Origin of the sequence: Pseudomonas parafulva (genome assembly GCF_000800255.1) — a bacterium.
Lineage (GTDB): Bacteria > Pseudomonadota > Gammaproteobacteria > Pseudomonadales > Pseudomonadaceae > Aquipseudomonas > Aquipseudomonas boreofloridensis.
Window position 1 is genome coordinate 2617060 of the sequence record NZ_CP009747.1, and the last position, 22095, is coordinate 2639154.

Consider the following 22095-nt stretch of genomic DNA (forward strand, 5'->3'; position numbering starts at 1 on the left):
GTCTACGTCTCCTTCAAAGACTGTTGATCAAGGTGGCGAAGGTGGCCTGGGCCGCCTTGATGATCTGCGAGGACGCGGTGTAGTACTGCTGGAACTTGACCAGGTTGCCGGTCTCTTCATCGATCGACACACCCGAGACGCTGTCGCGCCCTTCCAGTGCCGACTTCTGCAACGCGTCGGTGGCATCCATGTCCATGCTCGCCTGGCTGGCCTTGCCGCCGACGTTGGACACCAGCTTGGCGTAGGCGTCGGTCATGCTGATGCCACGGCCGTCAGCGCCCACGTCCACCGTGGCCTTGGTTTGCAGGTCGAGAATCGACTGGGCGTTGCGGTTGTCGGAGGAACCGCCGGCGGTCAGCGACACCGTGAAGTTGTCACCGCTCTTAGGCGCACCCGCCACGTCCATCTCGAAAGTGAAATTACGCTGGGTGGCGCCGTCCATGATCGGGTTGCCGGAGCCGTCGACCATCGGCACCGAGAGCTGCAGCTTGTTGCTCTGGCCGGGGATGATGGTGCCGGTGCCGATCGAATTGCCCTTGGCGTCGTACAGGGTATAGCCCTGAGGCGAGGCGGAGTCGTCGCCGAACACCAGTTTGACCGGTGTGGAGTACTTCAGGCCCGTCTGCAACTCGGCGCGGTCGGTGGCATCGTAGATGTCCAGCTTGGAGGTCAGGGTCGGCTGGTTGACCAATCCGGTGCCCTGGTTGCCCGCGCCGTTGACCACACTCAGTGGCGAGGACATGGCCAGGCGCTTGGGGTCGGTGAGCACCGCCTGGATACCGGCAGCGGCATTGCGCGTCGGGGTGATCTTGAAACTGTCACCGGCGGACACCGCGCCGCCGTTGAGCGACAGGCTGAAACCTTCGATCACCTTGGGCGGGTTGTCGGTGAGGTCGAAATTGCCCATGTCGGTGCCATCGGGCAGCTTGCGCACGTTGTAGCCGGTGGCGCTGGTGAAGGTCACCTGGTAGTCGCTGGTGCCGAGCTTACCGCTGTCCTTGATGGTCACATCGAGGTTGCCGGAACCGGCGCTGTTGCCTTGTCGGGCGATGCTGCGCTCGCTGACGGCCTTGGCGCTGTTGATGTCGCCGAACAGCAGCGCGCCGAACTCGCCGTTCTTGTCGATGCCCTGCCCCAGTTGGCTGTTGATCGCGTCGGAGATCACCAGCGCCACGCGGCCCAGCTCGTTGAGTGCCGGGTCCAGGGTTTCCTTGCGGTAACGCAGCAGACCGCCGAGCTCACCACCGGTGGTGGACGCGGTGATGTCCATCTTGGTGCTGCCGCGGTTGATGACCAGGCTCATGCGCGTGGGATCGTCGCGCCCCGGCGCCACTTCCAGGGCCTGGGTGGTCTTGCCGAGCACCAGCGCCTGGCCGTTGGGCAAGTAGATGTCGTAGTTGCCTTCGCGCTCGACCACCTGGGTGCCGACCAGCTTGTTCAGTTCGCGCACCGCACCGTCGCGCTGATCGAGCAGGTCGTTGGGCTGGCCCTGGATCGCCGAGACACGGGAAATCTGCTCGTTGAACTGGGCGATGGTGGTGGTGAGCTTGTTCACCTGATCGGCCATCGACGCCATGTTGGCGTTGAGGTTGGTGTTCTGTTGATTGAGCTGCGAGGACAGGCTGTTGAAGCGCTTGGCCAAGGTCTGCGCGCCGGTCAGCAGCAATTGCCGCGAGGCGTCCTCGTTGGGCTTGGCCGCCGCATCCTGCATGGCGTTGAAGAAGCCCTTCAGCGCTGCGGTGATGCCGGTGTCGGCACTCGACAGCGCCGTATCGAGCGGAGCGATCTGCTTGAGGTACGAGGTGGCGTCGCTGGACAACGAGGTGGTGGTGCGCAGCTGGTTCTCGAGGAAGGCGTTGTACACCCGGCGCACGTCGGCCAGGGTCGTGCCGCTGCCCATGAAGACCGTGCCGGTCTGCTGCGAGCCCTTGGTCTTCTGCACGATCTGCTGGCGAGAGTAGCTGTCCACATCGGCGTTGGCGATGTTGTTACCCAGGGTATGCAACCCCGATTGCGCGGCGCCCAGCCCGGACATGCCAATGTTGATCAAGCTCGCCATGTTTCGCTGCCCTTAAAGTTGCGTGGTGGTCCCGAGCATTGCGTAGCTCGTGTCCGACTTCATTTGTCGTGCGATCTGCGAGATCTTGCTGGCGTAGTTGGGGTCGGTGGCATACCCCGCCTTCTGCAGCTCTCGCACGAACTGTTCCGGTTTATCGGCTGCGTTCACCGCAGCTTGATAGCGCGAATTGTTCTGTAACAGGCTGACCAGGTCGTGGAAGCTGTCCTGGTACGACGCGTAGGAGCGGAACGCCGCCGTCTCCTTGACGAACTGGCCGTCACGAAACTCGCTGGTGATCGCCCGCGCCTCGCCGCCCTGCCAGTTGCCGGTGGCCTTGATGCCGAACAGGTTGTGACTGCTGCTGCCGTCGGGGTTGCGCATGACCGACTTGCCCCAGCCGGTTTCCAGGGCCGCCTGGGCCACCAGATAGCGCGGATCGATGCCGATGCGCTTGGCGGCCTGCTCGGCCATCGGCAGCATGGTGGCGACGAAAGCGTCGCTGTCGGCGAACGCTTTCTTCGGCGCCAGCGGTGGCTGGGCCACGGCGCGGCCGAGGATCTGCAGGTCACGCCCGGGCGCGGCGAACGCTTGCGCCGGTTCCCAGTCGCCAGTGGCCACGCCGCCGGGGGGAATGTCGCCGCGTTGCGGCAGTGCCGCTGCGTTGCCAGCCGCCGCGGGCGCGCTCGCCGACGGCACGATGCCGGCCAACAGGCGATCGGTGAGTTTGCCGGGCAGCGACAGGCGCCGCGCATTGAGCGCCGCCACGTCGTTGCGGGTCGCCGTGGACTCCATCGCCTGCGGCGCGGCGACCACCTTCGTGCCCCACAGCGCCGGCGCATTACCGTCCACGCGCGGGAACGGACTGGTGTTGGGACGCGCGGCCTTGTTCTTCGACAGCTGGCGCACCAGCACGTCCTGCAGACCGATACCGCCGCCCTCGCGGGACATGCTCACGGACAACTGCTGGTCGTACATGTCGCGGTACTGCTTGACCGTCTCGGTGTTCATCGGGTCGTCGGCCGCCATGACATCGCCCGCCTTGCGCGAGGCCTTGAGCATCTCGCCGATGAACAGCGACTCGAACTCCTGGGCCACCTTGCGGATGTTGCCCTCGCTGTCGCGGTCGCCGTGCTTGAGCGAACTCAGGCGATTGAGGTCGGTGTAGGCGCCGCTGTCGGCGCTACCGGAGACCAGGCTCTTGGGGGTCATCGCCAGGCTCCTCAGATCACGATCAGGTCGGCTTGCAAGGCGCCGGCCTGTTTCAGGGCTTCGAGGATCGCCATCAGGTCACCCGGCGCCGCGCCGACCTGGTTCACCGCACGGACGATCTCGTCCAGCGTGGTGCCCGGGCCGAACTTGAACATCGGCTTGGCTTCCTGCTGCGCATTGACCCGCGAGCGCGGCACCACGGCGGTCTGGCCGTTGGACAGCGGCCCTGGCTGGCTGACGATCGGGTCTTCGGTGATGGTCACGGTCAGGCTGCCGTGGGTGACGGCGGCTGGCGAGACTTTCACGTTCTGGCCGATCACGATGGTGCCGGTACGCGAGTTGATGATGACCTTGGCCACGGCCTGGCCGGGGTCGATCTCCAGGTTCTCCAGGATCGACAGGTAGTCCACGCGCTGGCTGGGGTCCATCGGCGCGCTGACGCGTACCGATCCGCCGTCCAATGCCTGGGCCACGCCCGGGCCGAGCAGCTCGTTGACCTTGTCGACGATGCGCTTGGCCGTGGTGAAGTCGGGGCGGTTGAGGTTCAACGTCAAGGTATTGCCTTGGTTGAAGCCGCTCGGCACCGCGCGCTCGACCGAGGCGCCGCCAGGAATGCGCCCGGCCGACGGCACGTTGACGGTGATCTTGGAGCCGTCGCGACCTTCGGCGTCGAAGCCACCGACCACCAGGTTGCCCTGGGCGATGGCATAGACGTTGCCGTCGATGCCCTTGAGTGGCGTCATCAGCAGGCTGCCGCCGCGCAGGCTCTTGGAGTTACCGATCGAGGACACGGTGATGTCGATCACCTGCCCCGGCTTGGCGAACGCCGGCAGGTCGGCATGCACCGACACCGCCGCGACGTTCTTGAGCTGCACGTTGCCCGACCCCGGCGGTACCTTGATGCCGAACTGCGAGAGCATGTTGTTGAAGGTCTGCAGGGTGAACGGCGTCTGGGTGGTCTGGTCACCGGTACCGTTGAGCCCCACCACCAGCCCGTAGCCGATCAGCTGGTTGGCGCGCACGCCGGAAATGCTGGCGATGTCCTTCAGCCGTTCGGCCTGGGCGGCGACGGCGAAGGTCAGGAGCAAGGTCGCGGCAATCAACTGCCTGGCGTTGAACATGGTCATCCGTACTCAGAAGGGCCAAAGCGGGCTCATGAAGAAGCGGTCCAGCCACCCGGGCTGGCTGGCGTCGGCGAAGGAGCCGGTGCCCGAATAGGTGATGCGCGCGTCGGCCACACGGGTGGACGGCACGGTGTTGTCGGTGGCGATGTCGTCGGCACGCACCAGCCCGGCGATGCGCACCAGCTCTTCGCCGGTGTTCAGGGTCATCCACTTCTCGCCGCGCACGGCGATGATGCCATTGGGCAGCACCTCGGCCACGGTCACGGTGACCGAGCCGGTCAGGGTGTTGCCCTGGCTGGCCTGGCTGGCGCCCTTGGTGGTGCGATCGCCGTTGTAGCCGGCATTGAGCGACAGGTCGCCACCGCCGAACGGGTTGTTGGTGTTCGGGGTGGTGCCGAACAACGAGGTCAGACCGAGGTTGGCCTTGCTGTTCTTCTGCAACTGCGAACCGGCATTCTTGCTCGCCGAGGTGCGCTCGTTGAGGGTGATGGTGATGATGTCACCGACCCGGAACGCCTTGCGGTCGCCATACATGTTCTGTTCGAACCCGGCCTGGTAGATCGAACCGTTGTTGGCCGCCGACGGCAGCGGGGTGCGTGGCAGCACGGGCGCATAGTACGGGTCGTTGGGCTTGGCCGACGGTGCGACGCAGCCGGCCAGCAACACGGCACCACCCAGGGCGACGACGGACAACAGACGATTCATGACGCTTACCTCACGGTGTAACGGGCGCTGCCACGGCAGCCGGGTCGCTAGAGCCAGGGCTCAGAGTTTCTGGGTGACGAACGACAGCATCTGGTCGGCGGTGGAGATGACCTTGGAGTTCATCTCGTAGGCACGCTGGGTGGTGATCATATTCACCAGTTCTTCCACGGTGCTGACGTTGGAGTTCTCCAAGGTCTGCTGCAGCGTGGTACCCAGCCCGTTCAGGCCCGGGGTGCCCACCTGCGGCGCGCCGCTGGCGGCGGTCTCGAAGAACAGGTTGCTGCCGATCGCCTGCAGGCCGGCCGGGTTGATGAAGTCGGCGGTCTGGATGTTGCCGATGATCTGCGCGGCCGGGTTGCCGGGCACAGTGATCGACACGGTGCCGTCCTGGCCGACGGTGAAGGTCTGCGCCTCCGGCGGCACGACGATGGCGGGCTCCAGGGCGAAACCGTTGGCGGTGACGATCTGGCCGTCCGAATTGAGGTGGAAGGTGCCGTCACGGGTATAGGAAACGGTGCCATCAGGCTGCAGGACCTGGAAGAACCCCCGGCCGTTGACGGCCAGGTCCAGCGGGTTCTCGGTGGTCTGCAGGCTGCCGGTCTGGAAGTTCTTCTGGGTGCCGACGACGCGCACACCGGTACCGACCTGCAGACCCGACGGCAGCTCGCTGTCCTGGGTCGACTGGGCGCCAGGCTGACGCTTGGTCTGGTACAGCAGGTCCTGGAACTCGGCACGGTCGCGCTTGAAGCCAGTGGTCGAGACGTTGGCCAGGTTGTTGGAGATGACCGACAGGTTGGTGTCCTGTGCGGAGAGGCCGGTTTTAGCGACCCAAAGAGCCGGAAGCATTCAGTGTTCTCCTCGTGCGCCTGTTTTACGGCACCCGTTCAAAGGTAATTAGCCGAGTTGCAAGACCCGAGCCATGGCTTGGTCGCCTTCTTCGGCGGCCTTCATCATCTTGACGTGCAGTTCGAACTGACGGGACAGCGCCAGCACCGAGGTCATTTCTTCCACGGCATTGACGTTGCTGCCCTGAAGGAAACCCGAGACCACGCGCACGTTGGCATCGGCATCGGCCGGCTGGCCGCTGTTGGTGTGGATCAATCCATCCAGGCCTTTATGCATGGCCTTGATGTCCGGGTTGACCAGCTTGATGCGGTCCACCTCGGCCATGACTCGCGGATCTTCACCCATGGCGCGAATGCTGATGGTGCCGTCGTCACCCACTTCGACTTTCTGCTCAGGCGGAATGGCGATCGGTCCGCCGTTGCCCATCACCGCCATGCCATTGCCGGCACGCAGCACGCCGAGCGCGTCGATGTTCAGGCTGCCGGTGCGCACGTAAGCTTCGCTGCCGTCCGGCGCCTGCACGGCCATGAAACCGTTGCCGCTGACCGCCACGTCCAGGTCACGACCGGTTTCGATCAACGGGCCTGCACTGAAGTCGGTGGCGGGCCGCTCGCTCATGGCGAAGGCGCGCGCCGGAAAGCTGTCGCCGAACACGGGCATCGAGCGCGCCTGTTCCAGGTCGCGCTGAAAACCGTTGGTGGAAACGTTCGCCAGGTTGTTGGCATGCGCCTTCTGCGCCACCGCGTTCTGGGCGGCGCCGGTCATGGCGACGTAAAGCATCTTGTCCACAGTTATCCTCCGCTGCACTGGCGATCGATTGCCGCTCACCGTTGCTGTGCAGGCTGTAAAGCAAGTTCCGAACCAACTTTCCGTAATGCGCTAAAAAGCCCGTGATTACGGGCTTTCCAGGGATCGGTGAAGCGGCTGGATGTCGGTTATCCGGCGCGGCTTTGCCGCCGGTGGCAAGGGGGTGCCAAAAGTTCGAGAGCCGCGAAGCCGCCCTCAGCGGTCACGGCATCCGCCATTGTCATAGGGCCCGGCGAAGCGCTTCCAGCCCTCCCCTGGCGACCACTGCGAGCACACCAGACGTCCGTCTACCTGACTCTCCCAGCGCCACCAAGGCGCGGTGCCGGCCTGGGCCTGCAGCAGGCACAGCCCGGCAAGCAGCGCGACTGCGACTTTCCTCATGATCACTCCTGCACAAACGACGAGCCCCTTCAAGGCAAAGGGGCTCGGATCACTACGCTCGACCGACGACCATCAGGTCATCTGGATGATGGTCTGCATGATGGTGCTTTCGGTGGAGATGGTCTTGGCGTTGGCCTGGTAGTTGCTCTGCGCCTTGACCAGCTCGACCAGTTCCTGTGTCAGGTTGACGTTCGAGGCTTCCAGGGAGTTGGACTCCACCGAACCCAGGGTGCCGGTCTTCGGCGCATCGACACCCGGAATGCCGGAAGCGAAGGTTTCCTTCCAGCGGGTACCGCCGATCTGCTGCAGACCCTGGTCGTTGGCGAAGCTGGCGATGGCCACTTGGCCGATTGCACGCGACTGCTGGTTGCTGAAGCTGGCGAACATCACCCCCGAGGAGTCGATCGACAGACTCGACAGGATGCCGGTGGCGTAACCGTCCTGGCTCTGCGACATGCGCGCGGTCTCGGTGTTGTACGAGGTGGTGCTGTTCATCGACAGGCGCATGCCGTCGGTGTTGCCGCTCGAACCGTTGCTCGCCCAGTTACCGGAGGCGTCCTTGGACGCCGGGATCCAGCCCTTGAGGCTGAAGGTGTTGTTGGTCACGCTCCAGTTCGCGGCAGGCACGCTGGTGTTGTCGGTGGCCATGGCCTTGATGCTGCCGTCGGCATTGAAGTCCATGGTACCGGTCAGCGGTGCGGCACTGGTTGGATCGAGCGGGTTGCGACCATCGACCAAGGTGTACATGGTCCACTCGTTGGTGCCAGTCTTGCGATAGAACTGCTCCATCGTGTGTTCGTTGCCCTGGTTGTCGTAGACCTTGGTCGGGAACGATTTAGTGTACGTGGTCTGGTCGGCCGGATCGAACGGCTTGTTCGGCACCATCACCGGCGGCGTGGCGCCGTTGGACACTTCCAGGGGAATGGTGTCGGCGGAGGAGTTCAGGTTGATGCCCTGATCGATCAGGGTGGTCGCCTTGGGCGCCAGTGCCGAGGTGTCGATCTTCAGATTGGTGAGGATGCCCTTCTGGATCTTGCCGGTGCTGTCGGCGGCGTAGCCTTGCAGGTTCAAGCCGTCGGAGGTGACCACATTGCTGTTCTTGTCGGTGCGGAACGCACCGGCACGGGTATAGCTGAGCGAGCCGTTGTCCGAGAGCACGAAGTAGCCCTGGCCCTGGATGCCCATGTCCAGCACGTTGCCGGTGTTGTTCACGTCACCCTGGGTGAACTGCTGCGAGACGGCAGCCAGGCGCACGCCATTGCCGATCTGGTTCTTGCCCACGCCCAGGCGGTTGGCGCCAGCATATACGTCGGCGAACTCGGCGCGCGACGACTTGAAGCCGGTGGTGTTGACGTTGGCGATGTTGTTGCCGGTGACGTCCAGTTGCTTGTTGGCTGCGTAGAGACCGCTAAGGCCGATATTGAAAGACATGTAGTGCTCCTTCTGCCGAACAGACCGGCCTTAGATTCCGATGGTTTGTACTTTGGAGATGCCGACCTTACCGATGCCGGCGAGGTTGAGCATCATCTCGCCGCCCGCACCGGCGACAGTGACGCTGGTGACCGTGGCCGGCAGCAGGGTGTACATCTGCTGAGCCTTGCCATCGACGGTGGTGGTGGCGCTGAAGCTGTAATTGCCGGCAGCGACCTTCTCGCCCTTGTCGTTGGTGCCATCCCAGATGAAGTCGGCATTGCCCTTGTTCTGTGCGCCGAGGTCGATGGTCTTGACCACGTTGCCATCCTTGTCCTTGATGGTGATCTTGCCGTTGTCGATGTTCTGCGGCACCACCACCTGGCCATTGAGGCTCTTGCTCGGGTCGATCATGGCCTTGTCGTTCTGCACGATCACCGAGCGACCGACCAGCGAGGACGCCTGCAAGGCCTGAGAGGAACCCATTGCGTTGGTGATGCCGTTGACCGACTGGTTGAGGGTCTGGATGCCCTCCAGGCTGCTGAACTGCGCCAACTGCGAGACGAACTCGCTGTTGTCCTGCGGGTCGAGGGGGTTCTGGTGCTGCATCTGGGTGACCAGCAACTGCAGGAAGGCATCTTTGCCGAGCGCGTTCTTGTCGGTCGACTCGGTGGTGTTCTTCTTGGTGTTGCCAGTGGTGCTCACGCCCGAGTTGGCGAGGACTTCATTGAGGTTCGTGGCCATGTCTTACACTCCGTGATCACTGACCCAGGGTCAGGACCTTCTGCATCATGGTCTTGGCGGTGTTCATCAGCTCGGCGTTGGTCTGGAACGCACGGCTGGCGGAGATCATGTCAGCCATCTCCTCGACCACGTTGACGTTGGGGTAGTAGACGTAGCCGTCCTTGTTCGCCGCCGGGTGGTTGGGCTCGTAGCGAGCCTCCAGATTGCTCTGGTCCTCGATGATGCCCTTGACCTGCACGCCCTGGCCGGCCTGCCCCTGATCCTCGAACAGCGACTGGCTGCCGCCGTTCTGCGCCTGCTCGAAGGTGGTGGCGAACACCGGGTGGCGGGCACGGTAGGTCTGGTCGATGCTCGAGGACACGGTCTCGGCGTTGGCGATGTTGGAAGCGACGGTGTTCAGGCGCGTGTTCTGCGCACTCATGCCGCTACCGGCGATATTGAAGACACTGGCAAGGGACATGGTCACTCTCCGCGCAGGGCCGATACCAGCCCTTTGAATTTACTGTTGAGCAAGGTGAAGCTGGCCTGGAAGTCGATGGCGTTCTGCGTGTAGTTCGACTGTTCCATATGGGCATCGACGGTGTTCTGGTCGATCGACGGCTGCATCGGCGTGCGGTACTTGAGCGTGTCGTCGGCCAGCGCCATGCCTTCGGCCTCGATGTGTCGGCTGTTGGTGCGCTGCAACGACACCCGCTCTTCGGTGCGCTTGCCGGACTCACCGGCCAGTACCGAGGCGAAGTCCAGGTCGCGAGCCTTGTAGCCGGGGGTGTCGGCGTTGGCGATGTTGTTGGCCAGCACCTCGGCGCGCTGGGCGCGCAGACCCAATGCCTTTTCGTGGATGCCGAGGGCGTTGTCGAAGCTGATGCTCATGTCGGGGAACCTTCGAAGGTTGACCAGCGTTGCGTTGGCCAAGATATAGCAAGGGCTGTGCCAACATGCTGAAGCCCAGCAATGCCGGGCATTGAACCTTTAGCGAGGGGTTTGGCCTGCCAGAAAAGCGGCAAGGGGTTTCCGCTTCATGGCGGCGAAGCGGCAAAAGCGCAGCGGCAACGGCGGCAATCCAAAAAATTGACGTGATCGCGCAGAACGAAAAAGCCGGCGTCTTTCGACACCGGCTTTTTCATTACTTGGCCTGGTAGATGATCCCCGGGCTGCACTGGACCATCTGGTAATGATCCGGCAAGCCGTTCAGCGCTTCGGAGGCGCCAAGGAACAGGTAACCGCCGGGCTTGAGGGTGGCGTGAATGCGCATGAGGATGTCTTTCTTCACCTGGGCGGAGAAGTAGATCAACACGTTGCGGCAGAACACGATGTCGAACTTGCCCAGCGACGCGTAGCTGTCGAGCAGGTTGAACGAGCGGAACTCGACGCGACTGCGAATCGGCGGCTTGACCGCCCAGCGGCCCGGGCCTTTCGGGTCGAAGTAGCGCTGCAGGCGTTCCTGGGACAGGCCACGGGCGATGGCCAGGCTGTCGTACTCGCCGGTTTTGCAGTTGTTCAGCATGGCGCCGGAGAGGTCGGTGGCGACGATCTGCGCGCCCATCTTCAACTGGCCGAGATTGCTGCGCTCGAATTCGTCGATGGCCATCGACAGCGAATACGGCTCCTGACCCGACGAACACGCCGCCGACCAGATGCGCAGGCGCTGCCCCGGGTTGGCACGGATGAACTCCGGGATGACCCGGCTCTTGAGCACCTCGAACGGATAGGTGTCGCGAAACCACAGGGTTTCGTTGGTGGTCATGGCATCGACGACCTGCTCGCGCAGACCGCTGCGTGGCTGGGTCTGAATGCGCTGCACCAGCTCGCCGAGGCTCTTGATGCCCTGCTGCTCCATCAACTTGTTGAGACGGCTGGACACCAGATACTGCTTATTTTCGCCCAGCAGGATGCCACAGGCTTTCTCCAGGAAGACCCTGAACTGTTCGAAATCCAAATTACCCGTAGACAATGCTGCCGCCTCTTTTCAATCGCTTGCGCCGGGGGCGAACCCCCGACAGTTTCAGTGCGTCGCCTTGATCCGGTCGACCACGCGGTGGGCCAGGTCATCCGGCCTGAACTTGGCCAGGAAGTCGTCGGCACCGACTTTCTTGACCATCGCCTGGTTGAACACGCCCGACAGCGAAGTATGCAGGAGGATGTGCAGCTTTTGCATGCGTGGATCGCTGCGAATCTCGGCAGTGAGGGTATAGCCGTCCATCTCCGGCATTTCAATGTCGGAAATCATCATCAGGAATTCTTCTTCGGGACGCTTGCCCTCGTCGACCAGCTTGCGCAGGTAGTCGAGCGCCTGACGGCCATCGTTGAGCGCCACCACTTCCACGCCCACCGTCTGCAGACAACGGCTGACCTGCTTGCGTGCCACCGAAGAGTCATCGACCGTCAGCACCCGCAGCAACACGGCCTTGTCCTGCACGTCGGCGTCCACCACGCCGGCCGACACCGACTCCGACGACGGCGCCACTTCGGCCAGCACCTTCTCCACGTCGATGATCTCGACCATGCGATTGTCCACACGGGTGACCGCCGTGAGGTAGTGATCGCGGCCGGTGCCCTTGGGTGGCGGATGGATCTCTTCCCAGTTCATGTTGACGATGCGCTCGACCGAGTGCACCAGGAAGCCCTGGGTCTTGGTGTTGTATTCGGTGATGATCACGAAACTGTTGCGCGTCTCTTCCTTCAGGCCCGGCAGACCGGTGGCCATCGACAGGTCGAGAATGGGAATGGTCGCCCCGCGAATGTTCGCCACGCCACGCACCACCGCATGTGACTTGGGCAACAGGGTCAGGTCCGGGCACTGCAGCACCTCCCGCACCTTGAACACGTTGATGCCGTAGAGTTGATCGCCATTGAGACGGAACAACAGCAGCTCCAGGCGATTCTGTCCAACCAGCTGTGTGCGCTGGTTGACCGAATCCATAACGCCAGCCATGCCAGACTCCTTATGTTTTTCTGCTTGCTAGACAACAAGTCGGCACGGGCTTTGCTTTTTTGAGCCCATGTACACGAAAACGACATTTTTCCGACGACCGACACGCCTCGTGGCCCTTTTTCTGGCCACCGCGTGCCTGTTCGCGTCCGGCGCTCGCACGCTGGCGGATTCGTTTACCTTGCCTGAACAACTTATCGGTGTCACCCAAGGGTTTCTTGAGTTCACCGTCGAAGATTATCTGAGCCGCACGCAGACCCCTGGGCGTTATGACATTCAGGTCAACAACCTCGACCCGCGCCTGCGCATGCCGCTGTGTAGCCAGTCGCTGGACGCCTCGCTGGAAAGTCCGGCGCAGCCACTGGGGCGAGTGACGGTGCGGGTACGCTGTGACGGCGAAGCGCCGTGGACCGTGTTCGTGCCGGCGCAGGTCAAGCTGCTGCGCGACGTGGTGGTCATGACCCGCCCGCTCAAGCGCGAAAGCGTGATCGGCGAAGGCGACGTGACCCTGCGCGAGCGCGACGTCAGCAGCCTGGGCCAAGGGTTCATCAGCGACCTCGATCAAGCCGTGGGCATGAAGCTGTTGCGCCCCACCGTAATGGACCAGGTGCTCACCTTGCAGCAGTTGGAGCAGGCCGAAGTGATTCGCAAGGGCGACCAGGTGGTGATCACCGCCCGCAGCGGCGGCCTGAGCGTGAGAATGCCGGGGGAGGCGCTGGCCAAAGGCGGCCTGACCGAACAGATCCGCGTGCGCAACCTCAATTCCAAGCGGGTGGTCAAGGCCACGGTGATAGGACCGGGCCAGGTCGAGGTGCCTATGTAACGGGTGGGGGACTGGCGGCAAGGAACCGCCTTTCCTAAACTGGGTCAGAAATCGGGATGCGCGCCTGTACTGACGGACGGCAAAACTTTTATGCCTAAAGTTTGCTCCGGGTTAGCCGAAACAAAGGCAAGCGTCCTATTTACCCAGAGGTTTCTGATCATGGTCATCGACTTCAGTCGTTTGAATAACTCCCCGTCCGTAGCGGGCGGCGTGCGCAGCACGAGCGCCAGCGGCAACAGCGAAAAAGCCGCGGCCAGCAGCGATACCAGCAAGCCGGCCAGCGTCAGCGGAGAAGCGGTACACCTCAGCCAAGAGGCCCAGAAGTTGCAACAGATCAGCGACAAGCTGCGCGATCAGCCCGCCGTCGACAACGCCCGTGTGGCGCAGTTGAAGCAAGCGATCGCCGATGGTAGCTACAAGGTCGATGCCGGCCGTGTCGCCTCCAAACTGCTTGATTTCGAAGCTCAGCGCTAACCCCCGGGTGCGCTGACTCACAGGACGCCAGAGCCCAGAGCCAGCCATGCACGACACCACACTGCTGCAACTGATCGAAGACGACATCGCGCCGACCCAGGAACTGCTCGACCTCCTGCAAAAGGAGACGGTTGCCCTGCATGGTCGTGACATGCAGGTACTGGAGACCATCCTGGCCCGCAAGCAGTCGCTGATCGTCTTGCTCGAGCAGCAGGGCATGCGCCGTAATCACCTGCTCAACGGGCTGGGCCTGAGTGCCGACCGGGCAGGCGTGCAGGCCGTTGCCGCGCAGTCGGTCAATGGTGAGATCATTCTCCAGCAGCTCGATGTGCTGACCGGCCTGATGGACGCTTGCCAGAAGGTCAACGAGACCAACGGTCGGGTCATCCAGGTGCAGCAACACGCCACGGCCAATCAGATCAGAATCCTCATGGGTGGCGACTCTCCGTCACTGTATGACAGCCGTGGCACCACCTCCCCCATGGACAAGCCTCGGGCGATCAGCCAGGTTTAATAGTCCTGTTCAAGGCACGGATCATACTGGCAAAATGCCGTAACTTGCGTGTGCCGTTTTTGCCTGGAGATCGATAATCCGTGTTCACTGAAGCCGATGCACCTCAGCCACCGAAGGTGCTCACCACCGCGCTGGAAATTGCGGCCAACCTGCGCCAGTTGATGGACAGCCACGATCCGCTGATCATCAGCTTCCCCGAGCGCAGCCAGCGCTTCCAGAGCTACGTGGTTCATGTGGACCGGGATGCCGACGTATTGGCCCTGGACGAGCTCATTCCCCGCGATGGCGAGCGATTCATCGAAAACGGCGAGCCTTTCCGCGTCGAGGGTTTCCATGATGGCGTACGTATCGCCTGGGAATGCGATACGTCGCTGACCCTCGGTGAAGTCGATGGGCACCGCTGCTACCGTGGCGCGCTTCCCCAGGAAATGACCTACCACCAGCGTCGTAACGCCTTCCGCGCTGCGCTGAAGCTGTCGCAACTGGTCGACATCACCCTCGATGGCACGCACCTCAAAGGCAACGGCGCCATGCGCGGCAAGCTGCTGGACGTATCCGCCACCGGTTGCAAGCTGCGTTTCGACGGCAACGTCGAGGAGCGTCTGCAACTGGGTCAGGTCTATGAACGCTTCAAGGCTGCCAATCCGCTTGGCCTGAGCGATGTGATGGTGGAGCTACGGCACCTGCACTTCGAAGAGCGCATCAACACCACCTTTGCCGGCTTGCGCTTTCACAACCTCAGCGGCCAGGGCCAGCGCAAGGTCGAGAGTTTCGTTTATCAGTTGCAGCGTGAAGCGCGGCGATTCGACAAAGACGATTATTGATTCCGCGCCGATAGCCGGGATTGCCAGGGCCGCTCAAGCGGCCCTTTTGCGTTGCATGCGCTTCAACCTGACTTGTCCAGGGGCGCCTGGGAAACAGCGGGATCGACCGAAGCCGGATGCTCGATCTCGCCTTCGGTGACCTCGGTGTCTTCGGCCGCCACCGGCGTCTGCATCACATCCTGAACCGTCTGCTCGTCCACCCGCGGGTCGAGCGCCGCCGACAAAGGCGAGCCCGCCGCCGGCATCGCCACGTGACCCAGCGGCGCGTCCTGCACCTGGTGCAGACCGGTAACCGCTTTGGGCCGTATGCGCCAGACCAGTACCAAGGCGAAGAATACGAAGAAGGCGTACAGCATCTGCGCGCCAAGTACCTTCATCAGCACACCCGCCACCAGCGGCCCGATGCTCGCGCCGACGCCGTAGGTCACCAGCAACATCGCCGTCAGCGACACCCGCCGCTCGCTTTCCACGTGGTCGTTGGAAAACGCCACGGCCAGCGGGTACAGGCAGAACTGCAGCAGCGACACGATGAAGCCCATCGCGAACAACACCTCCAAGGGCACGCTGGGCAGAATCGCCAGCGGCAGCGACGCCACGGCCAGTCCTATGGAGATGCTGCGAATCAGCAGCGCACGGTCATAGCGGTCCGACAACCAGCCCAGCGGCCACTGCACCACGAGACCGGCGAAGATGCAGCAGCCCATGAACAGACCGACCTGCTCGGTGCTGAGCCCCTGGCGCGCTGCATACAGCGGGGCCAGACCGTAGAACGCACCGACGATCAATCCGGCGCCCAGTACCGTGCTCAACGACTGCGGCACCCGCTTGATGAAGAACTTCGGCTCCATGGGTGCAGGCCGCAACGGCGCAGGGTGAATTCGACGGGTCATGGCCACCGGCACCAGGCACAGGGCAAAGCACATGGCCACCAGCATCAGCAGCTCAGGACCCAGTGCCGGGTGTACCACCAGGATCAATTGACCCAGCACCAGGCCCAGGTAGGAAGCGATCATGTAGCCGCTGAACACCGCACCCCGCTGCTTGGCATCGGCCTGCTCGTTGAGCCAGCTCTCGATGACCATGTACTGGCACATCATGCCCAGGCCAACGATCACCCGCAGGCCGATCCAGGCCGGTACGTAGTTGGTCATGCCGTGTCCCAGCACCGCCGCGCCGACGATACCGGCGCAGGTGGCATAGGCCCGGATATGCCCGACCCGACCGATCAGCCGATGGCCGACCTTGCCGCCCAATGCCAGGCCGAAATAGTTGGCGGCCATCAGCGCACCCACCCATAGGCTGTCGACCTGATCGGCGGCCAGGCGCAGGGCCAGGTAGGTACTGAGCAGACCGGATCCGATCAGCATCATCAACGCAGCGAAATACAACGAACGAAAGGACTTCCAGATCTGGCGCATGCGACCCCGCGGGCTCCTTGGGCAGGTATGGTGCTGCTGGACAGCATAAGGTCTGTGAACCGTTCATGGGCCGCTGGCCGGAAAAAAAACCAGCGGCGACGCAGGCGCAGAACAGCGTGTCTCGATCAGGCCTGCGCGGCCAGCACCCGCCGCTCCCAGGGGGTGATCTCGTCGAGAAAATCGCTCAGTTCCAGCAGCTTGGTGGCGACGTATCCTTCGATGAACACCTCGCCGAACAGTTCCCGCGCCAGTGCGCTGCGACGCAGGCGTTCGAGACCGGCATGCAAGGTGCACGGCAGGCTCAGGTGCTCGGGCACGGTGAACTCGCCCTGCACGGCCGGTGCAGGTTGCAGCCTGCGCTCCAGGCCGTGAAGGCCAGCCGCCAAGCTGGCAGCGAGCGCCAGGTAGGGGTTGCAGTCGGCCCCCGGCAGGCGGTTTTCCACGCGCCGGGCCACGGGCGCGCTGGCCGGGATGCGCAGGCCGGCGGCGCGGTTGTCCTGCGACCAGCAGGCGTTGTTCGGCGAGGCGTAGGGGTGACACAGCCGCTGGTAGGAATTGACGTTGGGTGCGAACAGCGCGGTGAAGTCGGCCATGCAAGCCTGCAGTCCGCCGATGAAGTGATCGAAGCGCTCGGTCGCCCGCCCCTGCTCATCACTGAAGACATTTCGACCTGTGGCGATTTCGACCAGGCTCTGGTGGATGTGCATCGAGCTGCCCGGCGTGTACGCCAGCGGCTTGGCCATGCACACCACGGTCAGCCCGTGCCTGAGCGCCACTTCCTTGAGCAGGTGCTTGAACAGGAAAGTCTGGTCGGCCAACAACAAGGCATCACCGTGCAGCAGGTTGATCTCGAACTGGCTGACACCCATCTCGTGCATGAAAGTATCGCGCGGCAGCCCCAGCGCCGCCATGCAACGGTACACCTCGTCGAAGAACGGCCGCAGGCCATTGTTGGAGCTGACGCTGAAGGCCGAGTGGCCCAGTTCGCGACGCCCATCCAGGCCCAGGGGCGGCACGAACGGCTGGTGCGGATCCGGATTGGCGGCGAAGACGAAGAACTCCAGCTCGGTGGCCACCACCGGCGCCAGGCCGAGGGCGGCATAGCGTGCGATGACCGCCTTGAGCTGGCCGCGCGTGGACAACGGCGAGGGTGTGCCATCAAGCTCCACCGCATCACAAATCGCCAGCGCCCGTGGGCGGTCACTCCAGGGCAGCACGTGGGTCTGTTTTGGGTCAGCGACCAGTGCCAGATCACCGTCGTCACTGCCGTAGAACTTCGCCGGGGGGTAGCCGCCCATGATGCACTGCAGCAATACGCCACGCGCCATCTGCAAGCGTCGCCCTTCGAGGAAACCCTCGGCGGTCATCACCTTGCCTCGAGGTACGCCGTTCAGGTCGGGCGTGACGCATTCGATTTCGTCGATGCCGGTCAGGCGCTCGGCAGCAGAGCGCAGGCCTTGGGTCGTCATCACAGAGATCCTTGTTGTTTTGGCTGGCCGCGAGCGGCGACAGGCACAACATAGGCCGGGGGTGTTTAAAATATCAAGCACCCTGCACAGGGTGACGGCTATGCCCTATTCCCGCAGGGTCATGCCGTTGGCCGGCAGCGGCAAGGCGGTCTTGTAACGCACCTGTTTGAGGGCGAAGCTGGAACGGATGTTGGCCACCCCCGGCAAGCGCGTCAGGTAGTCGAGAAAGCGCTCCAGCGCCTGGATACTGGGCAGCAGCACACGCAACAGATAATCCGGATCGCCGGTCATCAGGTAGCACTCCATCACCTCCGGGCGCTCGGCGATTTCCTCCTCGAAACGGTGCAGCGATTGCTCCACCTGTTTCTCCAGGCTCACATGGATGAACACATTGACGTCCAGTCCCAGCACCTCTGGCGACAGCAATGTCACCTGCTGACGGATCACACCCTGCTCTTCCATGGCCTTGACGCGGTTGAAGCAAGGGGTCGGCGACAGGTTCACCGAGCGCGCCAGCTCAGCGTTGGTGATCCGTGCATTCTCCTGGAGGCTGTTGAGAATGCCGATATCCGTGCGATCGAGTTTTCGCATGAGACAAATTCACCTGATTCTTGTGGTTGTGCGGAATGTTTATCTGTGCCCTGCGGCAAAGGCAATCAACTTGAGAGAAATATTCTCCGAGCCAGCCTCTAAGATGTAGGGAACGCTGACCTGCCAGTCACGAGCCGGCACTCAGCGGCGATCGTTGCAAAGCTCACAAAAACAATATTCGAGCGAGCGTAAACAGCATGAACGAGTACGCCCCCCTGCGTCTGCATGTGCCCGAGCCTACAGGCCGGCCAGGCTGCCAGACCGATTTTTCCTACCTGCGCCTGAACGACGCCGGTCAAGTTCGCAAACCGCCCATTGACGTCGAACCCGCCGAGACCGCCGATTTGTCCGGCAGCCTGGTGCGTGTGCTCGACGAACAGGGCGACGCCGTCGGTCCCTGGGCCGAAGGCATCGACCCGCAGGTGCTGCGCCAGGGCCTGCGCACCATGCTCAAGACGCGCATCTTCGATAGCCGCATGGTGGTCGCCCAGCGTCAGAAGAAGATGTCCTTCTACATGCAGAGCCTGGGCGAGGAAGCCATCGGCAGCGGTCAGGCGCTGGCGCTGAACCGCAGCGACATGTGCTTCCCCACCTACCGCCAGCAAAGCATCCTGATGGCCCGCGACGTGTCGCTGGTGGACATGATCTGCCAGTTGCTGTCCAACGAGCGCGATCCGCTCAAAGGCCGCCAATTGCCGATCATGTACTCGGTGCGCGAGGCCGGTTTCTTCACCATCAGCGGCAACCTGGCCACGCAGTTCGTGCAGGCTGTTGGCTGGGCCATGGCCTCGGCGATCAAGGGCGATACCAAGATCGCCTCGGCCTGGATCGGCGACGGTGCCACGGCTGAATCCGATTTTCACACCGCCCTCACCTTCGCCCACGTCTACCGCGCGCCGGTGATCCTCAACGTGGTCAACAATCAGTGGGCGATCTCCACCTTCCAGGCCATCGCCGGCGGCGAATCGACCACCTTCGCCGGCCGCGGCGTGGGCTGTGGCATTGCCTCGCTGCGGGTCGACGGCAACGATTTCATCGCCGTCTACGCCGCTTCGCGCTGGGCCGCCGAACGTGCGCGCCGGGGCCTGGGCCCGACCCTGATCGAGTGGGTCACCTACCGCGCCGGCCCCCATTCCACCTCCGACGATCCCTCCAAGTACCGTCCTGCCGACGACTGGAGCCACTTCCCGCTGGGCGACCCGATCGCCCGCCTCAAGCAGCACCTGATCAAGGCGGGGCACTGGTCCGATGACGAGCACCAAGCCGTCAGTGCCGAACTGGAAGCCGAAGTGGTCAAGGCACAGAAAGAGGCCGAGCAGTTCGGCACCCTTGCCAATGGCCACATTCCCAGCGCCGCCTCGATGTTCGAGGACGTGTACAAGGACATGCCCGATCACCTGCGTCGTCAACGCCAGGACCTGGGGGTTTGAGATGAACGATCACACCAGCATCAACCCGGAAAACGCCATGACCACCAGCACCCTGACCATGATCCAGGCCCTGCGCTCGGCCATGGATGTCATGCTCGAACGCGACGAGGACGTGGTCGTCTATGGCCAGGACGTCGGTTACTTCGGCGGCGTGTTCCGCTGCACCGAGGGCCTGCAGGCCAAGTACGGCAAGTCGCGGGTGTTCGACGCGCCGATCTCCGAGAGCGGCATCGTCGGCACGGCGGTAGGCATGGGCGCCTATGGTCTGCGCCCGGTGGTGGAAATCCAGTTCGCCGACTACTTCTATCCTGCCTCCGACCAGATCGTCTCGGAGATGGCGCGCCTGCGCTATCGCTCGGCGGGCGAATTCATCTCCCCACTGACCCTGCGCATGCCCTGCGGCGGCGGTATCTACGGCGGCCAGACCCATAGCCAAAGCCCGGAAGCGATGTTCACCCAGGTCTGCGGCCTGCGCACGGTGATGCCGTCCAACCCCTACGATGCCAAGGGCCTGCTGATCGCCTCCATCGAATGCGACGACCCAGTGATCTTCCTCGAGCCCAAGCGCCTGTACAACGGCCCCTTCGACGGCCACCACGATCGTCCGGTGACGCCTTGGTCCAAGCACCCGCACAGCGCAGTGCCCGACGGTTACTACCGCGTGCCGCTGGACAAGGCCGCCATCACTCGCCCCGGCAACGATGTCACAGTGATCACCTACGGCACCACGGTCTACGTGGCCCAAGTGGCCGCCGAAGAGAGCGGCGTCGATGCCGAGGTGATCGACTTGCGCAGCCTGTGGCCGCTGGACCTGGACACAATCGTGGCCTCAGTGAAAAAGACCGGACGCTGCGTGGTGGTGCACGAAGCCACGCGCACCTGCGGCTTTGGCGCCGAACTGGTGTCGCTGGTGCAGGAGCACTGCTTCCATCACCTCGAAGCACCGATCGAACGCGTCACCGGCTGGGACACACCCTACCCTCACGCACAGGAATGGGCCTACTTCCCAGGGCCTGCGCGGGTCGGTGCGGCATTGAAACGGGTCATGGAGGTCTGAATGGGCACGCACGTCATCAAGATGCCGGACATCGGCGAAGGCATCGCCCAGGTCGAGCTGGTGGAGTGGTTCGTCAAGGTCGGCGACCTGATCGCCGAGGATCAGGTAGTGGCCGATGTCATGACCGACAAGGCCACGGTGGAGATTCCCTCGCCGGTCAGCGGCAAGGTGCTGGCCTTGGGCGGGCAACCCGGAGAGGTCATGGCCGTGGGCAGCGAACTGATCCGGATCGAGGTCGAAGGCAGCGGCAATCATGTCGATGCCGCGCCGAGCCAGGTGCAACAGTCCGCGGCCGCCGTCGCGCCGGCGCAGGTCGAAGTCCAGGCAGCGCCACAGCCGCCCATCGAGCGCACTTCCACGCCTGAAGCCGGTCCGGTCGCCTCGCCCATCGTCCCACGCGAAGCCCAGGAAAAGCCGCTGGCCTCCCCCGCCGTGCGCAAGCGCGCGCTGGATGCCGGCATCGAGTTGCGCTACGTGCACGGCAGCGGGCCGGCCGGGCGGATTCTCCACGAAGACCTGGATGCCTTCATCAGCGCACCACAGGGCGCTGCGGGTCAGCGCTCGCCCGCCTGCGGCAAACGCACCGACAGCCAACAGGTGCCGGTGATCGGTCTGCGGCGCAAGATCGCCCAGCGCATGCAGGACGCCAAACGCCGAGTGGCACATTTCAGTTACGTCGAAGAAGTCGACGTGACCCAGCTCGAAGCCTTGCGCCAGCAGCTCAACGCGCAATACGGCGAGCGTCGCGGCAAACTCACCCTGCTGCCATTGCTGGTGCGCGCGTTGGTGGTCGCCCTGCGTGACTTCCCACAGATCAACGCCACTTATGACGACGAAGCCCAGCTCATCACCCGCCACGGCGCTGTTCACGTCGGTATTGCCACCCAAAGCGACAGCGGTTTGATGGTGCCGGTGTTGCGCCACGCCGAGGCGGGCAGCCTGTGGGACAACGCCAGTGAGATCGCCCGCGTGGCGCAGGCCGCACGCGGCAACAAGGCCAGTCGCGAAGAGCTGTCCGGTTCGACCATCACCCTGACCAGCCTGGGCGCCCTGGGCGGCATCGTCAGCACGCCGGTGGTCAATACCCCGGAAGTGGCGATCGTCGGGGTCAACCGCATCGTCGAGCGGCCGGTGGTCGTCGGCGGGCAGATCGTCGTGCGCAAGATGATGAACCTGTCCAGCTCGTTCGATCACCGTGTGGTCGACGGCATGGATGCCGCGCTGTTCATCCAGGCCGTGCGCGGCTTGCTGGAACAACCCGCCTGCCTGTTCGTGGAGTGA

The 22095-nt window shown here is 63.5% G+C and carries 23 protein-coding genes; 7 read left to right on the top strand and 16 right to left on the bottom strand.

What is annotated here, in order from left to right:
* Positions 1-13: 13 nt before the first annotated feature.
* The 13 genes from flgK to NJ69_RS11130 form a co-directional block, all read right to left on the bottom strand.
* On the bottom strand, positions 14-2059 hold the full coding sequence (gene flgK, locus NJ69_RS11070; RefSeq protein ID WP_039578979.1) for a flagellar hook-associated protein FlgK: 2046 nt from the start codon (positions 2057-2059) through the stop codon (positions 14-16).
* A gap of 12 nt (positions 2060-2071) precedes the next feature.
* Positions 2072-3268, bottom strand: a complete 1197-nt coding sequence (gene flgJ, locus NJ69_RS11075; protein WP_039578981.1) for a flagellar assembly peptidoglycan hydrolase FlgJ — start codon at positions 3266-3268, stop codon at positions 2072-2074.
* A gap of 11 nt (positions 3269-3279) precedes the next feature.
* The gene (locus tag NJ69_RS11080) at positions 3280-4389 is read right to left on the bottom strand and encodes a flagellar basal body P-ring protein FlgI (protein WP_039583238.1); all 1110 of its coding nucleotides are present in this window, start codon (positions 4387-4389) and stop codon (positions 3280-3282) included.
* Positions 4390-4401: 12 nt separating this feature from the next.
* Positions 4402-5097 (bottom strand): flagellar basal body L-ring protein FlgH, encoded by a 696-nt coding sequence (gene flgH, locus NJ69_RS11085; RefSeq protein WP_039578982.1) that lies wholly within the window; start codon positions 5095-5097, stop codon positions 4402-4404.
* Between the two features lie 60 nt (positions 5098-5157).
* On the bottom strand, positions 5158-5943 hold the full coding sequence (gene flgG, locus NJ69_RS11090) for a flagellar basal-body rod protein FlgG (RefSeq protein ID WP_029612435.1): 786 nt from the start codon (positions 5941-5943) through the stop codon (positions 5158-5160).
* 48 nt (positions 5944-5991) lie between these two features.
* On the bottom strand, positions 5992-6732 hold the full coding sequence (locus tag NJ69_RS11095) for a flagellar basal body rod protein FlgF (RefSeq protein WP_039578983.1): 741 nt from the start codon (positions 6730-6732) through the stop codon (positions 5992-5994).
* A 213-nt stretch (positions 6733-6945) separates the two neighbouring features.
* Positions 6946-7131: a hypothetical protein gene (locus NJ69_RS11100; protein ID WP_039578985.1), complete on the bottom strand. Its 186-nt coding sequence runs from the start codon at positions 7129-7131 to the stop codon at positions 6946-6948.
* A gap of 72 nt (positions 7132-7203) precedes the next feature.
* Positions 7204-8562, bottom strand: coding sequence for a flagellar hook protein FlgE (flgE, locus tag NJ69_RS11105; protein WP_039578988.1), 1359 nt, complete (start codon positions 8560-8562; stop codon positions 7204-7206).
* A 30-nt stretch (positions 8563-8592) separates the two neighbouring features.
* Entirely contained in the window at positions 8593-9285 is a 693-nt protein-coding gene (gene flgD, locus NJ69_RS11110) for a flagellar hook assembly protein FlgD (protein WP_029612436.1), read from the bottom strand.
* Between the two features lie 16 nt (positions 9286-9301).
* Entirely contained in the window at positions 9302-9745 is a 444-nt protein-coding gene (flgC, locus tag NJ69_RS11115; protein ID WP_029612437.1) for a flagellar basal body rod protein FlgC, read from the bottom strand.
* A 2-nt stretch (positions 9746-9747) separates the two neighbouring features.
* A complete protein-coding gene (flgB, locus tag NJ69_RS11120) occupies positions 9748-10155 on the bottom strand; it encodes a flagellar basal body rod protein FlgB (RefSeq protein ID WP_029612438.1) in 408 nt (135 codons plus the stop codon).
* A gap of 253 nt (positions 10156-10408) precedes the next feature.
* Positions 10409-11236, bottom strand: a complete 828-nt coding sequence (gene cheR / locus NJ69_RS11125; RefSeq protein WP_029612439.1) for a protein-glutamate O-methyltransferase CheR — start codon at positions 11234-11236, stop codon at positions 10409-10411.
* 51 nt (positions 11237-11287) lie between these two features.
* Positions 11288-12217: a chemotaxis protein CheV gene (locus tag NJ69_RS11130; RefSeq protein WP_029612440.1), complete on the bottom strand. Its 930-nt coding sequence runs from the start codon at positions 12215-12217 to the stop codon at positions 11288-11290.
* 67 nt (positions 12218-12284) lie between these two features.
* Between NJ69_RS11130 and flgA the strand changes: the two genes are divergently transcribed.
* From flgA to NJ69_RS11150, 4 genes are all read left to right on the top strand, one after another.
* Positions 12285-13037: a flagellar basal body P-ring formation chaperone FlgA gene (gene flgA / locus NJ69_RS11135; RefSeq protein WP_039578992.1), complete on the top strand. Its 753-nt coding sequence runs from the start codon at positions 12285-12287 to the stop codon at positions 13035-13037.
* 159 nt (positions 13038-13196) lie between these two features.
* Positions 13197-13511 carry a flagellar biosynthesis anti-sigma factor FlgM gene (gene flgM / locus NJ69_RS11140; protein WP_039578995.1) on the top strand — a complete coding sequence of 105 codons (315 nt, stop codon included), beginning with the start codon at positions 13197-13199 and terminating at the stop codon, positions 13509-13511.
* A gap of 46 nt (positions 13512-13557) precedes the next feature.
* Positions 13558-14025, top strand: a complete 468-nt coding sequence (locus tag NJ69_RS11145; protein ID WP_039578996.1) for a flagella synthesis protein FlgN — start codon at positions 13558-13560, stop codon at positions 14023-14025.
* Positions 14026-14105: 80 nt separating this feature from the next.
* Positions 14106-14849: a flagellar brake protein gene (locus tag NJ69_RS11150; RefSeq protein WP_039578998.1), complete on the top strand. Its 744-nt coding sequence runs from the start codon at positions 14106-14108 to the stop codon at positions 14847-14849.
* 62 nt (positions 14850-14911) lie between these two features.
* Here NJ69_RS11150 and NJ69_RS11155 read toward each other — a convergent pair whose 3' ends face one another.
* From NJ69_RS11155 to bkdR, 3 genes are all read right to left on the bottom strand, one after another.
* Positions 14912-16267, bottom strand: coding sequence for an MFS transporter (locus NJ69_RS11155; RefSeq protein ID WP_039579000.1), 1356 nt, complete (start codon positions 16265-16267; stop codon positions 14912-14914).
* Between the two features lie 125 nt (positions 16268-16392).
* Complete coding sequence (locus NJ69_RS11160; protein WP_205419330.1) at positions 16393-17634, bottom strand: glutamine synthetase family protein; 1242 nt, start codon at positions 17632-17634, stop codon at positions 16393-16395.
* Positions 17635-17841: 207 nt separating this feature from the next.
* Complete coding sequence (gene bkdR, locus NJ69_RS11165; RefSeq protein WP_039579003.1) at positions 17842-18327, bottom strand: Bkd operon transcriptional regulator BkdR; 486 nt, start codon at positions 18325-18327, stop codon at positions 17842-17844.
* Positions 18328-18524: 197 nt separating this feature from the next.
* On the opposite strand from bkdR, the gene NJ69_RS11170 reads away from it, so the two are divergent.
* From NJ69_RS11170 to NJ69_RS11180, 3 genes are read left to right on the top strand one after another with little or no spacing between them, the layout of a single operon-like run.
* A complete protein-coding gene (locus tag NJ69_RS11170) occupies positions 18525-19757 on the top strand; it encodes a 3-methyl-2-oxobutanoate dehydrogenase (2-methylpropanoyl-transferring) subunit alpha (RefSeq protein ID WP_039579006.1) in 1233 nt (410 codons plus the stop codon).
* Between the two features lies 1 nt (position 19758).
* Complete coding sequence (locus NJ69_RS11175; protein ID WP_039579008.1) at positions 19759-20814, top strand: alpha-ketoacid dehydrogenase subunit beta; 1056 nt, start codon at positions 19759-19761, stop codon at positions 20812-20814.
* Positions 20815-22095 carry a dihydrolipoamide acetyltransferase family protein gene (locus tag NJ69_RS11180; RefSeq protein ID WP_039579010.1) on the top strand — a complete coding sequence of 427 codons (1281 nt, stop codon included), beginning with the start codon at positions 20815-20817 and terminating at the stop codon, positions 22093-22095. It begins immediately after the preceding gene.

Excerpts from the sequence above, each read along its gene's own strand:
- flgM (WP_039578995.1), top strand. The coding sequence starts at position 13,197 with ATGGTCATCGACTTCAGTCGTTTGAATAACTCCCCGTCCGTAGCGGGC.
- bkdR (WP_039579003.1), bottom strand. The coding sequence starts at position 18,327 with ATGCGAAAACTCGATCGCACGGATATCGGCATTCTCAACAGCCTCCAG.
- flgA (WP_039578992.1), top strand. The coding sequence starts at position 12,285 with ATGTACACGAAAACGACATTTTTCCGACGACCGACACGCCTCGTGGCC.
- flgB (WP_029612438.1), bottom strand. The coding sequence starts at position 10,155 with ATGAGCATCAGCTTCGACAACGCCCTCGGCATCCACGAAAAGGCATTG.
- flgK (WP_039578979.1), bottom strand. The coding sequence starts at position 2,059 with ATGGCGAGCTTGATCAACATTGGCATGTCCGGGCTGGGCGCCGCGCAA.
- flgC (WP_029612437.1), bottom strand. The coding sequence starts at position 9,745 with ATGTCCCTTGCCAGTGTCTTCAATATCGCCGGTAGCGGCATGAGTGCG.
- flgH (WP_039578982.1), bottom strand. The coding sequence starts at position 5,097 with ATGAATCGTCTGTTGTCCGTCGTCGCCCTGGGTGGTGCCGTGTTGCTG.
- NJ69_RS11180 (WP_039579010.1), top strand. The coding sequence starts at position 20,815 with ATGGGCACGCACGTCATCAAGATGCCGGACATCGGCGAAGGCATCGCC.
- flgE (WP_039578988.1), bottom strand. The coding sequence starts at position 8,562 with ATGTCTTTCAATATCGGCCTTAGCGGTCTCTACGCAGCCAACAAGCAA.
- NJ69_RS11100 (WP_039578985.1), bottom strand. The coding sequence starts at position 7,131 with ATGAGGAAAGTCGCAGTCGCGCTGCTTGCCGGGCTGTGCCTGCTGCAG.
- NJ69_RS11160 (WP_205419330.1), bottom strand. The coding sequence starts at position 17,634 with ATGACCGCCGAGGGTTTCCTCGAAGGGCGACGCTTGCAGATGGCGCGT.
- NJ69_RS11170 (WP_039579006.1), top strand. The coding sequence starts at position 18,525 with ATGAACGAGTACGCCCCCCTGCGTCTGCATGTGCCCGAGCCTACAGGC.
- flgG (WP_029612435.1), bottom strand. The coding sequence starts at position 5,943 with ATGCTTCCGGCTCTTTGGGTCGCTAAAACCGGCCTCTCCGCACAGGAC.
- NJ69_RS11155 (WP_039579000.1), bottom strand. The coding sequence starts at position 16,267 with ATGCGCCAGATCTGGAAGTCCTTTCGTTCGTTGTATTTCGCTGCGTTG.
- flgJ (WP_039578981.1), bottom strand. The coding sequence starts at position 3,268 with ATGACCCCCAAGAGCCTGGTCTCCGGTAGCGCCGACAGCGGCGCCTAC.
- flgD (WP_029612436.1), bottom strand. The coding sequence starts at position 9,285 with ATGGCCACGAACCTCAATGAAGTCCTCGCCAACTCGGGCGTGAGCACC.
- NJ69_RS11175 (WP_039579008.1), top strand. The coding sequence starts at position 19,759 with ATGAACGATCACACCAGCATCAACCCGGAAAACGCCATGACCACCAGC.
- NJ69_RS11145 (WP_039578996.1), top strand. The coding sequence starts at position 13,558 with ATGCACGACACCACACTGCTGCAACTGATCGAAGACGACATCGCGCCG.
- NJ69_RS11130 (WP_029612440.1), bottom strand. The coding sequence starts at position 12,217 with ATGGCTGGCGTTATGGATTCGGTCAACCAGCGCACACAGCTGGTTGGA.
- NJ69_RS11080 (WP_039583238.1), bottom strand. The coding sequence starts at position 4,389 with ATGTTCAACGCCAGGCAGTTGATTGCCGCGACCTTGCTCCTGACCTTC.